The organism is Streptomyces sp. NBC_00433, from assembly GCA_036015235.1.
Classification (GTDB): domain Bacteria; phylum Actinomycetota; class Actinomycetes; order Streptomycetales; family Streptomycetaceae; genus Actinacidiphila.
Map to the genome: position 1 here is coordinate 8,503,407 of CP107926.1, position 12,958 is coordinate 8,516,364.

Below are 12,958 nucleotides of genomic sequence, written 5' to 3' on the forward strand. Positions count from 1 at the left end.
GGCGGCCCGACGCGGACATGGCGAAGGGGGCCCGCGGACATGACGAAAGGGGTCGACGGCCGCCGCCGTCGACCCCCGCCGCGGGTGGGCCGCCCCGCCGGTCAGCCGACCGGGTAGCTCACCACGTCCACCGGCACGGTGTCGGTGCCCTGCGCCGCACCACCGTGGTCGTTGATCACATGGTCGATCACACCGGCGCCGTTCAGCGACACCGTGAGCAGGTCGTGGAAGCGCACGCCGTCCCTGACGGGCGCCTCGAAGCCGTGCGAGACATGGATCGTCGGGTCGACGTTGAAGAAGCAGTAGCTGCCGAGGCCCCAGCCCTCGTGGTGGCGCACCGCGTCGCCGACCTTGTACGCCGCATAGCCGTCGACGCCGTGGTGGCGGTAGGCGGCCTGGTTCGGCGGGTCGTACGGCAGCTCGTTCTGGAACATGACCGTCCGGCCGTGGTCGCCGTTCCACACCACGTTGTACTTCTGGAAGTGCTCCACGAACAGGCCGGTCGCCAGCACGTTGTCGCCGTTGACCACCACACCGGACTCGGCGGTGTTCACCGTCCAGCCCACCCCGCTGCCGTGGTCGGCACGCCAGGCCCAGATGTGGTCGAGCAGCACGTTGTCGCTGTTGACCACCAGCGCGGTGCCGGTACGGCCGGGGCCCGCGCCGCCGACCCGGAAGAAGACGTCCTGCACCGACGTCGGGTCCTGCGGGTCGCCGCGCCGCCCGTGCCCGCTGCCGATCTCCAGCAGCGACCGCGACTCGGTCTCGCCCGCGTCGAAGAGCAGGCCCGCGATCCGCACCCCGCGTACGTCGTCCACCCGCATCGCGACCGCGCCGCCGGCCGGGGTGAGCGTCGCGAAGCCGAGGCCGAGCACCACGGTGCCCGCCCACTTGACCTTGATGGTGCCGGTCAGCTTGTAGATGCCCGGGGTCAGCAGCAGGTGCTTGCCCTGCGCCAGCGCCTTGTTGATGGCGCGCACCGGGTCGGAGGGCTTGGCGACGAAGAACTGCTCGATCGGGATCGAGCTGCCCGGAGTGTGCCCCGCGCTCCACGTCGCCCCCGCCGTCTCGCGCCGCAGCGCGGGCAGGAACACCCGGTAGCGGCCGGTCCCGTCGACGTAGAGGAAGGGCTTCTCGCGGCTGAGCGGGGTGGTCGGCAGCGTGGTGTAGGGCGGGTCGGGGAAGGACTGCTCAGGGGCGCCGGTCACGCCCGCGAAGACCTGGTTCCACACGCCGTTGGACCAGCCGGCCACCGCGCTGTTGCGGGTCAGCCACTGCTGCTGCGAGGCGTTGACGACCTGGCCGTCGACCACCGAGTCGGCGATGAAGCCGCCGCTGGAGAAGCCGCCCTGGCGGGGGAAGAGGAAGAGCCGGCCGCGGATGTGCACCCGGCGCAGCGGCGCCGCCTGCGACACCGCCCACCAGTTGATGCCGTCGGTCGGGTTGACCGCCAGGTTCTCCGCCGAGCGCCAGAAGTTGGTGAGCGCGCTGTCGCCGCCGCCGGGCTGCGGCTGGCCCTCGACGCGGACCGCGCCGTTGATCGTCACGTCGTCGGGGGAGAGGCCGAGCCCTGCGACCGAGGTGTAGTAGCCGAGCTGGGCGTCCACGTCGTAGGTGCCGGGCTTGAAGAGGAACGCGAAGCGTCCGGTGCCGAATTCGCTGGTGACCTGCTGCTGGGCGGCGGCGTCCAGCGCGGCCTGGATGTCGGCGGCGGGGGTCGCGGGGTCGAAGACCCGGACGTGCGGACCGAAGTCCGGCTCCGCGGGGGCGTGCGGGCGCCCCTGGCCGCCGCGCGCGGCGGCGGGAGCCGCGGCCGCGCCGAGCGGCACGGCCGACGCCAGGGCGGCCGTGGCGATGAACGAACGCCGGCTCAGCGCGTTGTCCGCGGGAGCGTCCGGCCCTTCCAGGTCCCCTTCCCGGGCAGGGAGTTCACTGCCTGCGGCCCTGAACGACGACATGTGCGATGACCACCTTCTACCACCTGAGGCCGGCAGCCCTACGGATCGTGGGCGGCGTGAGAGCGCTCTCTCGCAGACGTACCCTGCGGTGTGCGGGGCCCGCTGTCAAGATGTGTGAGAGCGCTCTCTTCCGTGCCTGGCCACCCCCCTCACAGTCGCACCATCCGCCACGGCGCCCGCCGTTCGCGCCCGTTCCGCCGGTTCGGCCGCATGGGCGTCGGCAGCCCGCGTGCGACGCTGTGACGTGCGGTTTCGTCGTGGGAACCGGCCGGCGGACAGGGCGTGGCGGCGGCCGCGCCGGGGCGCGGGTGGGGCGCCGGCGTGCGGTCACGGTGTCGTAACTGTTGCGTGTGCGTCAGGTCGCGGAGTCGGCGTCGGGCACCCGGCGGCGGTCACCTGCCCGCGGTCACGGCCTTGAGTTCGGCCAGCGACTCCCGCATCAGCTGCGCCAGTTCGCTGTCGTCCGGGCCGCCGACCCAGCGTTCGAACGCGATCCGGAAGACCGCGATACCCGCCTCGGCCGCCAGGCTCGCGGCCGGTTCCGCCACCCCGCGCCGGTGCAGGGCGGCCGCGGTCGCCGCGGCGAGCGCGGCGAGCTTGATCAACTCCCGTTCCTGCAGCTCGGTGTTCGCGGTGATGACGGACTGGCGCCGCAGGGCGAACGGGCGGCGCTCCTGCATGAGGCCGCCGACGGTGTCGAGGCCGGCGGCGACCGCGTCGATCGGCGCCGCACCCTCGGGTGCACCCGTCACTGCGGCGACCAGCAGCTCCTGGAGTTCGGCCGAGCCGGAGAACAGCACTTCGCGCTTGTCGGCGAAGTGCCGGAAGAACGTCCGCTCGGTGAGCCCGGCCCGCCCGGCGATCTCGGTGACCGTGGTCTGCGCGAAGCCGCGCTCGACGTAGAGGTCGAGTGCGGCCTGCTCAAGGCGGCCCCGTGCGTTCGGCTGCCATCTACCCATGGCCGCGAGTCTACGCGATGGCAGCGACTGACATGAGGTGCTACGGTTGATGTCAGGAGCTGACATCAACCCTTCCGTGCCGGAAACCGCGGTGCGGGACTGCCGGCTCACCCCGTCAACCGGAGGTTCTTTCCCATGCGTGTTCTCGTCACCGGCGCGTCCGGCTGGATCGGCTCCGCCGTCATCCCCGAACTCATCGGCGCGGGCCACGAGGTCGTCGGCCTCGCCCGCTCCGACGCCGCGGCCCGCACCGTCAGCTCGGCCGGGGCCGAAGTGCTCCGCGGCACCATCGACGACCTCGACATCCTGCGGAGCGCGGCCGACGCCTCCGACGGGGTGATCCACCTCGCCTTCAAGCACGACCTCGCCTTCTCCGGCGGCTTCGAGGCCGCGGCCGAGGCCAACCAGCGGGCCGTCGACGCCATCGGCGAGGCCCTGGCCGGATCCGACCGGCCCTTCACCATCGCCAGCGGAGTCCTCGGCCTCGCCCCGGGCCGCGTCGCCGTCGAGGGCGCCGGGCTCGCCCCGGACGAGCAGGCCTTGTCCGGCGGCCCGGCCCTCCGCCTGGCCACCGCCCGCTCGATGGTCGCCCTCGCCCCCCGCGGCGTCCGCACCTCCGTGGTGGGCCTCGCCCCGACGATCCACGGCGACGGCGACCACGGCTTCATGGCGACGCTGGTCGCCATCGCCCGCGAAAGGGGCGCCGCCGGCTACATCGGCGACGGCTCCCAGCGCTGGCCCGCGGCACACCGGCTCGACGCCGCGCGCCTCTTCCGGCTGGCACTGGAGAAGGCCCCCGCGGGCTCGGTCCTGCACGGCGTCGCGGAGGAGGGCGTACCGCTCCGCGAGGTCGCCGAGGTGATCGGCCGCCACCTCGACCTGCCGGTCACCTCCGTCGCCCCGGAGGACGCGGCCGCCCACTTCACCTGGATGGCCTCCTTCCTGGCCCTCGACAGCCCGGCGTCGAGCGCGCTCACCCGCGAACTGGTGGGCTGGCAGCCGATGGAGCCGGGCCTCGTCGAGGACCTGGAGAAGGGCCACTACTTCCGGTAGTCCCGGCGCGCTCCCGGCGCGCTCCCGGCTCGCGGCGGGCGCTCGCGGCGGCGTGCCGCCTGCGGCCTGCCGCGGCCGGCTGTCGGTCTCACGGGCGGCCGGTCCGGCGCCCGGCGGTCCGCCTCCACCGTCGGAGGGTCCGCCTCCGACGTCCCACGGCCCGCCTCCGGCACCTCAGGGGGCGCCGGGGCGGTGACACGATGGCCCGGGTCGGCCGTTCAAGCGGCGGCCGCGGGACCCGGCCCCCTCACCCGACCCGCCAGTCGGCGTTCGCGCCGCGGACCAGCAGGCACGGCAGGTCGCCGGGCACCCGGCCGGCCGGCCACGCGGCGAACGCCGCCGCCGCGGCCGGCCGGGATACCGTACGGGCCCCGGCCCCGCGGGTGTCCGTTCAGACGGTGAGCACCTCGACGCCTGCCTCCTCGAAGGCGGTGACGGCCGCCGCGGGGGCGGCGGTGTCGGTCACCAGCGTGTCGACGGCGCCGGTGGCGCAGATGCGGGCGAAGGCGCGGCGGCCGATCTTGGAGGAGTCGGTGGCGACCACGACGCGCCGGGCGCGTTCGGCGAGCAGGCGGTTGGTGCTCGCCTCGTCCTCGTGGTGGGCGTAGACGCCATCGGCCGGGTCGATCGCGTCGACGCCGAGGACCGCGATGTCCAGGGTGATCTGCCGCAGGACGCCGCCGGCCAGCGGGCCGGTCAGCTCGTAGGACTGCGGGCGGGCGACGCCGCCGGTCACCACCAGCTTGATCTGCGGCCGGATGACCAACTCGCCCGCGATGTTCAGCGCGTTGGTGACCACGGTGAGCACCGGCGGCCGTCCGGCCGCGCCGGCGCCGGCGGCCTCGGCGAGATCGCCGCGCAGCGCCAGGGCCCGCGCGACCTCCGTGCTCGTGGTGCCGCCCGTCAGCCCGACGACCTGGCCGGCCGCGACCATCGCGGCGACCGCCGCGGCGATCCGCTGCTTCTGCGGGGCGTTGCGCGCGGTCTTGTACCGCAGCGGCAGCTCGTACGACACCCCGTGCGCGACGGCGCCGCCGCGGGTCCTGATCAGCATCTGCTGCTCGGCGAGCTGGTCGAGGTCGCGGCGGATGGTCGCGGTCGAGACCCGCAGCGCCGCCGCCGCCTCCTCGACGTCGAGACGGCCGTGCTCGGCCAGCAGGTCGAGCAGCGAGGTCCACCGGGCGTCCCGGGACACAGGGTCACTCCTCTCGGCCGCGCGGCGTCCGCCCGCCGCGCGCGGGCGCCGCCGCCCGTCATCCGGCCAGCGTCGCACACCCCGTCCCGCCCGCGGCCCCCGGGCCCGCGGCCGGCCAGGCCATGTCGCCGGTGCGGCCCGCGCGGCGGGCGGACGCTACCTCTGAGCCGCCGGCCGTTCGCTGTGGGACCTGATGCCCTCGGCCTCCAGCGCCAGGTAGCGGCGGACGAGGCCGCCCGCCAGGAAGCCGATCGGCCAGGCCAGGACGCCCGACTGGTCGAGGGTCAGGGTGAGGCGGGCGGTGGCGCCGTCGGGTTCGACGAGGTGGGTGGCCCGGGAGAGGACGCCGGGGGCGCGGGACTCCCAGACGAAGGAGGCGCCCTCGTCGATCCGGATGACGGTCCACAGGGCCTTGCGGAGCTTGGGCTGGCGGACGTCGAAGCGGGCGCCGAGCGTGGGGCGCGGGCCGTCGAGGCCGCGGACGGAGGTCATGGAAGCGGTCAGGTCCGGCCAGTGCTCGACGTCGGTGAGGATCTGCCAGACACGCGGGGCGGGGGCGGAGACGCTCACCGCGTACGAGTAAGTGGGCACCGCGCTCTCCTTACGACCGGGGTGCGCCCACCCTATTACCCGGGCCCGCGGCCGCCCTCGGTGTGCACCCGGCGGTAGCGGCCGGGGGCCAGGCCGCACCACCGCTTGAAGGCGTGGGCGAAGGCGAATTCCGAGGTGTAGCCCACCCGTGCGGCGACCGAGGACAGCGGCAGCGCCGAGGTCGCGAGCAGCCTGGCCGCCAGCGTCATACGCCACCACGTCAGATAGCTCAGCGGCGGCCGCCCGGTGAGCGCCGCGAAACGCCGGGCGAAGGCGGCCCGCGACAGGCCGGCCTCGCGGGCCAGCCGCTCGACCGTCCAAGGGTCGGCCGGGGCGCGGTGCATCGCGCGCAGGGCGGCCGTCACCGGCGGGTCGTTCAGGGCCGCCGCCCAGCCGGTCGGGCCGCCGCCGTCCCGCAGCGGCGCGTCCTCGTACCAAGCGCGCAGCACGTACAGCAGCAGCGCGTCGAGCAGTGACGGCACGATCGCGTCGGTGCCGAGCCGCGGCCGCTCCAGCTCGCCGGCCAGCAGGCGTACGGCCGCGTCCGCCTCCGGGTGTCGGGCGGGCGCGGCGGGCAGGTGGACGAGGTCGGGCAGTTCGGTGAGCAGCGGGTGGCCGCGCTGCGGGTCGAGCGGGTAGCCGCCGGACAGCACCAGGGTCGCGGGGCCGTCACCGGCCGCCGGGCGGTGCCCCGCGGCGGCCGGCGGGGTGACCGCCGCGCCGGGGCTGTCGGACAGCACATGGCCGGTGCCGCGCGGCAGGAGCACCACGTCGCCCGGGCCGGCGTGGACGGCCGGGCGGCCGGCGGTGGGCCGCAGGACGCACACGCCGCGCAGCACCACCTGGAAGCCGGCCGTCCCCGGCGCGGGCGCGAACTCCTGCGCCCAGGGGGCGTGGTGCCGCGCCGGCGCCGACCGCGGCCGCCCTGCGCGGAGCACCGCGAGCACATCGCTGAGTACGTCCACCCCGAGACGCTACCCAGCGGCGAGACGGACACGCATGAACGCGGCGCCGAGGTGTACGGGCCGTCTCCCGGGCCGACTGCCCTCCGCGGCAGGCGAGTCCGGGCCCGGCGGGACGCCCGGGTGTTCCGGGCACCGCTCTTGGCAATGCGTCAACCGCCGGTGGCTTCTTGGTGCTTAACCGGTACAGCGCTCGGGCCGCCATCCGGCTCCGCTGTCGCCTTTGCGGCCTTCCTGTCAGGGAACGTCCGGACATTCCGAGGAGAACGCATGAGACTCCCAGCGCGACGCACTTGGCTGGCGGCCCTCGCCGCGGTGACGACGGCTGGCCTTCGGCTTCCCCGGCAGCCAGCAGATCACCAACATCTGGAACGCGGTGCAGCCCCCGAGCGGCAAGCAGGTCACCGCCGGCAACGCCCCCTACAACGCGGGCATCCCGGCCGGCGGCACCGTCAACCTCGGCTTCAGCGCCACCTCGGCGGCGGGGACGAACGGCGTGCCCGCCGCCTTCACCCTCAACGGCAAGGCCTGCAAGGTGTCCTGACCCGGGACGCCGCAGCGCGGGGGCCACGGCCCCCGCCGCCCGACGGCAGCGGGGGCCGTACGCGTGCCGCACCCCGCCCCGCACCCGCCGGCGCATCGGCAACGGCCGGCTCCGCCACCGCACTTACCCGGTTCAGTCGCCGGATATCCACAGACGACCGCCCGTTGACGCCGCCGACTCGGCGCCGGACTATGGGAGCGCTCCCATACCCCCCACGTCAAGGAGCCGTCCATGCGCAGACCCGCGTACCCCCACCGCTCGCACCGACCGCCGCGCAGACTGCTCGCGGCGCTCGCCACCGCCGTCGCCGCGGTGCTCGTCTACGTGCTGACGATGCTGCCCGCGCCCGCGGCCACCCCGAGCGCGGCCCAGGCCGACGTCGTCGGCAATGCCACCCACTTCGACGGCCTCGGCCAGCCCTACGGCGGCTGCGGCCTGCCGCAGTCCCAGCTGGACTCGCCGGACTTCGTCGCGCTCAACGTCTTCAACACCCCCGGCGACTACGCGAGTTACCCGCGCCCGGTGCCCCCCTCCCAGAGCTCGATCATGGGCGCCTGGAACAACGGCCACAACTGCGGGCGCTGGGTGCGGGTGACCATCGGCGACTACTGCAACGGCACCAACGACGGCGCCGCCGGCCAGCCCTTCTGCCGCAACGGAGCCTGGACCCAGGACTCCTACAACGGCGCCACCCTCACCATGCAGGTCGCCGACAGCTGCGCGGACACGAACGCGTGGTGCCGTGACGACCCGAACCACCTGGACCTCGACACCGCGTCGCTGGGCCACTTCACCCAGAACGGCACCACGGTGAGCGGGCTCGCGGACCACTGGAACAACCGCCATGTGGCCTGGAGTTACGTCCCCGCGCCCAACTACACCGGCGACATCAAGATCGGCTTCCTCCAGGGCGCCCAGCGCTACTGGGGCGCGATCGCGGTGTCCCACCTGCCCAACGGTGTGCACGGCGTCGAATACAGCTCCGGCGGCACGTGGCACGACGCCCAGATGAACAGCGACATGGGCCAGTCGTTCATCCTGAACCCGACCACCCAGGGCGGCACGGACTTCAGCATCCGGGTGCGCGACGTGAACGACAGCTACCTCTTCGGCGGCCGCGTCTACGACTTCTCGCTGCCCTCCGCCTGTTCCGGTACCTGCTCGCAGCCGTACACCGGCGTGACCTACACGACCGAGGGCGGCAATACGTCCTCCCCGACCACATCGCCGACCACGTCCCCGACGACGTCCCCGACGACATCGCCGACCACGTCTCCCACCACGTCCCCGACCTCAAGCGCGGGCGGCTGCACCGCGGCCGTACACGTCACCAACTCCTGGTCAGGCGGCTTCCAGGCCGATGTGACGGTGACCAACACCGGCACCCGGCAGACCAGCGGCTGGGCCGTCAGGCTCACCCTGCCGTCGGGTGTGACGATCGGCAGCGCCTGGAATGCCGCCGTCGACTCGTCGGCGCCTGCCACCACGCTGCGCAATGCCGCCTACAACGGCACGCTCGCCCCATCGGCCAGCACGTCCTGGGGCATGACACTGAACGGCTCCAACCAGAGTCTCGGCACTCCGACCTGTACGGCATCGGGGTGACACCCGGCGGATCCGTGTGAACACTCGCGCCTCTTCGGCGTGCCCAGCGCGATCACCGTCGGTGACCGCCACGATGGGTGTCGCCGGACGGCCGTCCCGGTGCTGCGTACGGGACGGCCGTCCGATGTGCTGCCGCGCGCCCCGACCCGGGCCGCCGGGCCGGGATCCGGGCCCGGGAAGAGGACGGTCCCGTGGGCGTCAGCCGCGGTCGCCGGAGCGGAACACGGATGCCGGAGCAGAAATGGCGGGTGGCCCAGGCCGACCATAGCTTCGAATCGCGCGGGCTCAGCCCCCTCGCCGAAGGGGTGTTGGCGAGTGCAATCCGAATCAGGTACTGGGACCCGTTGCGGCGCCATGGCTCTGCCGGGTCGAGAAAGGCAGGTCAGGGCGATGCCCGTACGTCACAGCAGGTACATCGCAGGAGTCATGACCATCGCGGCGCTCGGAACGGGCGCCGCCATGGCGCCCGGCGCTTACGCCGCAAAGGGCGTCCAGATGGTGCACGAAGGACAGTCGATCCAGGCGGCGGTCGACGCGGCCCCCGACGGCGGCACCGTGATGGTGAAGCCGGGCACCTACCGCGAGAGCGTGCAGATCACGCGCAATGTGACGCTGGAAGGCGTCGGCTCCGGTCGCGTCACGATCACCGCCCCGGCCGGCCAGGGCGCACATGCCGCCCCTGCCGCTCCCGCGATGGCCCCGGCTGACGCGCAGCATGGCGCTCCGGCGACGATGCCGGGCGGCGACCAGCAGGCCGCTCCCGCGATGGCCCCGGCTGACGCGCAGCATGGCGCTCCGGCGACGATGCCGGGCGGCGACCAGCAGGCCGCTCCCGCGATGGCCCCGGCTGACGCGCAGCATGGCGCTCCGGCGACGATGCCGGGCGGCGACCAGCAGGCCGCTCCCGCGACCGCCCCCATGGGTGCCCAGCACACCGCCCCCACCGGTGCTCAGCACGGAGCCCCCACCGGTGCCCAGCACACCGCCACCACCGGCGCTCAGCACGGAGCCCCCACCGGTGCCCAGCACACCGCCACCACCGGCGCTCAGCACGGAGCCCCCGTCGCGGACCCGGCAGGCGCGCAGTCCGCCGCCCCCGCCGCGACGCCGAACGGCACCGCGCCGACCGCCGGGAAGACCGAGACCAGCACGACCGTCACCGGCACCACCACCCAGGCGGCCTGCGCGGCCGCCGGGCACGGCATCTGCGTCACCGGCCCCGACGGGCACGCCCTCGACGCGGTCCGCATCAGGTCGCTCGCCGTCACCGGCTTCCGCGCCAACGGCATCGACGTGTCGGGCACCGACGGCATGGTCGTCAGCCGGGTGACGGTCAAGAACAACGGCCAGCAGGGCATCAGCCAGGAGAAGTCCACCCGGGCGGTGTTGCGCGACAACGAGGCTGTCGGCAACGGCCAGTCCGGCATCTTCGTCGCGAACTTCATCAATGCCGAGGGCGGCGCCCTCGACACCCGCGGCACCGTGATCTCCGGCAACACCCTGTCGGGCAACCGCATCGGTGTGACGGTCCGCCGGGCCCGCGTGCTCGTGGTCGAGAACAACACCGTCACCGGCAACTGCGGCGGCGTCTTCGTCGTCGGCGACGAGAACAACCCGAAGGCCGGCGACCTCGACATCCGGCAGAACAAGATCACCGACAACAACAAGTTCTGCGCCGCGAGCGACCGGCTGCCGGCCATCCAGGGCACCGGCGTGCTGCTCACCGGCGCCGAGGACACCCGGATCACCGGCAACACCATCACCGGCAATACCGGCACCTCCCCGATGTCCGGCGGAGTCGTGCTCTACCCGAGCCAGGTCGGCGTCGCCAACCTGCGCGACCAGGTCAGCGGCAACACCCTGTCGGGCAACAGCCCCGCCGACCTGGCCGACCGCGACACCAACGGGTCGGGCAACACCTTCAGCGCCAACTCCTGCGCCGTCTCCGAGCCGGCCGGCCGGTGCTGACCGGCAGGTACGCCGGTCCGCCGCGCGCCCCGCGACCCCGCCCGATCCCGTCGCCGACCCGGCATGACCAGAAGGGCCGACCATGACCATGACCTACCAGGCCGCGGCGCCGCCGGTCACCCCGGCGCCGCCGCAGCACGCGCCCGACCAGTCGGCCATGCGGCTGCGCGAGCTGGTCTTCGGCGCGGCCTGCGCCGCCGCGATCCGTGCGGCTGCCCGGCTCGGCGTCGCCGACGCGCTCGACGAGGAGCCGGCCACCGCCGAGGAGCTGGCCGCCGCCGTGCGGACCGAATCCCGGCCGCTGAACCGGCTGCTGCGGGCGCTCACCAGCTACGGCGTCTTCGCCGAGCAGCCCGACGGCCGCTTCGTGCACACCGGGATGTCCCGGATGCTGCGCGAGGACGCCCCCGACTCGCTGCGCAACATCGCGCTGTGGTGCACCGAGCCGTGGACCTGGGAGGTGTGGCCGCGGCTGGACGACGCGGTGCGCACCGGCCAGGACGTCTTCGCCGACCTGCACGGCAAGCGGTTCTTCGACTACCTGCACGACGACGCGCCCGAGTCGGCCGCCGTCTTCGACAAGGCGATGACCCGCTCCAGCATGCAGTCCGCCCGCGATGTGGTGGACAGCCTCGACATGACAGGTGTCGCCACCGTCGCGGACATCGGCGGCGGCCAGGGCCATGTGCTGGCCGGCCTGCTGGAGAAGCACCCGGCGCTGCACGGCACCCTGCTCGACCTCCCCAAGGTCGTCGCGAACGCCGACCCGCGGCTGCGGGACGGCGGTCCGCTGGCGGACCGGGCGACCCTGCTGCCGGGCGACTGCCGCCGGGAGGTCCCGGTCGACGCGGACCTCTACATCATCAAGAACATCCTCGAATGGGACGACGACAGCACCCGCAGGACGCTGCGCAACGTCGTCGCCGCGGCCCGCCCCGGCGCCAGGGTGCTGGTCATCGAGAACCTGGTGGACGACAGCGTGTCCATGCGGTTCACCACCGCCATGGACCTGCTGCTGCTCCTCAACGTCGGCGGGCAGAAGCACACCAGGGAGAGCCTGGTCACCCGGATGACCGAGGCCGGCCTCGCGGTCGGCGACGTACGCCCGGTCAACCCGTATCTGCACGCCTTCGAAAGCACCGTCCGCGGCTCCTGACACCTCGCGCCCGCGGTGCGCGAAGACGGCCGGCCCGGTCATCCGGGCCGGCCGTCCGCATCTCCCGCTACGCCGTCGGCATGTCCTTCACGCCGTCAGGCGTGCCGTGAGGACGTCAGGTGGGCGAAGACCACGACGTTGTCGGTGTAGTCGCGCTTGGAGCGGTCGTAGCTGCCGCCGCAGGTGATGATCCGCAACTGCGGGTCGGGCGTGGGGCCGTAGACCCGCTGGTCGGGGAATTTGCCCTTGGAGAACATCTCCACCGTGTCGACGGTGAAGGTCGCGACGGTGCCGTCCGCCCGGGTGATGTCGGCGGTCGCGCCCGGCTTGAGCAGGCGCAGCAGCAGGAAGACGGCGGGCCCGGTCTTGGTGTCGACGTGCCCCGCCACGATCGCCGGGCCGCGCTCGCCGGGCGTCGGACCTTCGGCGTACCACCCGACGAGGTTGGTGTCGGCCGCGGGCGGCGCGTCGAGGTTGCCCGCCGCGTCCAGGTGCAGAGGGGTGAAGGGCGCGTTCACCGCGATGCTGTGGATGGTCAGCCGGGTGGGGTTGGAGTGCGGCAGGCCCGGCAGGCCGACGGTCGGCGCGGGTGCCGCGGTGCCGGCGGGGCCGATGGCCGTCGCGGGGGTCCTGGCGGTGGCGGTGGGCGGCGCGGCCGCGGAGGCGGGCGGCCCCGGCAGGCCGGTGCCCGAGGAGTCGACCGAGTTGTAGATCATCAGGGCGCCGAGGGCCACGGAGGCGACCGCCCAGCGCAGCACACGGGAGGGGCGTGGGCCGGGCGCGGCGTCCGCCGCGCCCGGCGGAGGCGGCGGGTACTGCTGGTACATGGGGCGATGCCTTTCATCGGCTCGCGGACAGTGCGGGCGGCACGGGGCCGGATGTCGCCGTGGCCACCGCCGCGGGAAGCGGCGGTGGCCACGGCAGGAGACAGCGTGGAGCGGATTCAGCGGGCTTTCAGCCGTTCACC

At 74.0% G+C, this 12,958-nt stretch carries 11 protein-coding genes; 5 read left to right on the forward strand and 6 right to left on the reverse strand.

Features of this window, described 5'->3' with window-relative positions; genetic code table 11:
• Nucleotides 1–101: 101 nt before the first annotated feature.
• Both OG900_36810 and OG900_36815 read right to left on the reverse strand, forming a co-directional pair.
• Entirely contained in the window at nt 102–1,958 is a 1,857-nt protein-coding gene (locus OG900_36810) for a coagulation factor 5/8 type domain-containing protein (GenBank protein ID WUH95177.1), read from the reverse strand.
• A 392-nt stretch (nt 1,959–2,350) separates the two neighbouring features.
• Nucleotides 2,351–2,917 (reverse strand): TetR/AcrR family transcriptional regulator, encoded by a 567-nt coding sequence (locus tag OG900_36815; protein ID WUH95178.1) that lies wholly within the window; start codon nt 2,915–2,917, stop codon nt 2,351–2,353.
• 135 nt (nt 2,918–3,052) lie between these two features.
• On the opposite strand from OG900_36815, the gene OG900_36820 reads away from it, so the two are divergent.
• On the forward strand, nt 3,053–3,970 hold the full coding sequence (locus tag OG900_36820) for an SDR family oxidoreductase (GenBank protein ID WUH95179.1): 918 nt from the start codon (nt 3,053–3,055) through the stop codon (nt 3,968–3,970).
• Nucleotides 3,971–4,361: 391 nt separating this feature from the next.
• Here OG900_36820 and OG900_36825 read toward each other — a convergent pair whose 3' ends face one another.
• From OG900_36825 to OG900_36835, 3 genes are all read right to left on the reverse strand, one after another.
• Entirely contained in the window at nt 4,362–5,165 is an 804-nt protein-coding gene (locus OG900_36825; protein WUH95180.1) for a DeoR/GlpR family DNA-binding transcription regulator, read from the reverse strand.
• A gap of 156 nt (nt 5,166–5,321) precedes the next feature.
• Nucleotides 5,322–5,756 carry an SRPBCC family protein gene (locus OG900_36830; protein ID WUH95181.1) on the reverse strand — a complete coding sequence of 145 codons (435 nt, stop codon included), beginning with the start codon at nt 5,754–5,756 and terminating at the stop codon, nt 5,322–5,324.
• Between the two features lie 35 nt (nt 5,757–5,791).
• Complete coding sequence (locus OG900_36835) at nt 5,792–6,721, reverse strand: AraC family transcriptional regulator (protein ID WUH95182.1); 930 nt, start codon at nt 6,719–6,721, stop codon at nt 5,792–5,794.
• Nucleotides 6,722–7,043: 322 nt separating this feature from the next.
• Here OG900_36835 and OG900_36840 point away from each other — a divergent pair, with 322 nt between their 5' ends.
• From OG900_36840 to OG900_36855, 4 genes are all read left to right on the forward strand, one after another.
• On the forward strand, nt 7,044–7,262 hold the full coding sequence (locus tag OG900_36840; protein ID WUH96057.1) for a cellulose-binding domain-containing protein: 219 nt from the start codon (nt 7,044–7,046) through the stop codon (nt 7,260–7,262).
• 231 nt (nt 7,263–7,493) lie between these two features.
• Nucleotides 7,494–8,867: a cellulose binding domain-containing protein gene (locus OG900_36845; GenBank protein WUH95183.1), complete on the forward strand. Its 1,374-nt coding sequence runs from the start codon at nt 7,494–7,496 to the stop codon at nt 8,865–8,867.
• A 426-nt stretch (nt 8,868–9,293) separates the two neighbouring features.
• A complete protein-coding gene (locus OG900_36850; GenBank protein ID WUH95184.1) occupies nt 9,294–10,835 on the forward strand; it encodes a right-handed parallel beta-helix repeat-containing protein in 1,542 nt (513 codons plus the stop codon).
• Nucleotides 10,836–10,992: 157 nt separating this feature from the next.
• A complete protein-coding gene (locus tag OG900_36855; GenBank protein WUH96058.1) occupies nt 10,993–11,991 on the forward strand; it encodes an acetylserotonin O-methyltransferase in 999 nt (332 codons plus the stop codon).
• Nucleotides 11,992–12,086: 95 nt separating this feature from the next.
• On the opposite strand, the gene OG900_36860 is transcribed toward OG900_36855, so the two are convergent.
• Nucleotides 12,087–12,818 carry a class F sortase gene (locus OG900_36860; protein ID WUH95185.1) on the reverse strand — a complete coding sequence of 244 codons (732 nt, stop codon included), beginning with the start codon at nt 12,816–12,818 and terminating at the stop codon, nt 12,087–12,089.
• Nucleotides 12,819–12,958: the final 140 nt, after the last annotated feature.

Bases quoted from the DNA above. Each gene is read 5' to 3' on its own strand.
- OG900_36815 (WUH95178.1), bottom strand. From the start codon at position 2,917: ATGGGTAGATGGCAGCCGAACGCACGGGGCCGCCTTGAGCAGGCCGCA.
- OG900_36855 (WUH96058.1), top strand. From the start codon at position 10,993: ATGCGGCTGCGCGAGCTGGTCTTCGGCGCGGCCTGCGCCGCCGCGATC.
- OG900_36850 (WUH95184.1), top strand. From the start codon at position 9,294: ATGACCATCGCGGCGCTCGGAACGGGCGCCGCCATGGCGCCCGGCGCT.
- OG900_36860 (WUH95185.1), bottom strand. From the start codon at position 12,818: ATGTACCAGCAGTACCCGCCGCCTCCGCCGGGCGCGGCGGACGCCGCG.
- OG900_36810 (WUH95177.1), bottom strand. From the start codon at position 1,958: ATGTCGTCGTTCAGGGCCGCAGGCAGTGAACTCCCTGCCCGGGAAGGG.
- OG900_36845 (WUH95183.1), top strand. From the start codon at position 7,494: ATGCGCAGACCCGCGTACCCCCACCGCTCGCACCGACCGCCGCGCAGA.
- OG900_36820 (WUH95179.1), top strand. From the start codon at position 3,053: ATGCGTGTTCTCGTCACCGGCGCGTCCGGCTGGATCGGCTCCGCCGTC.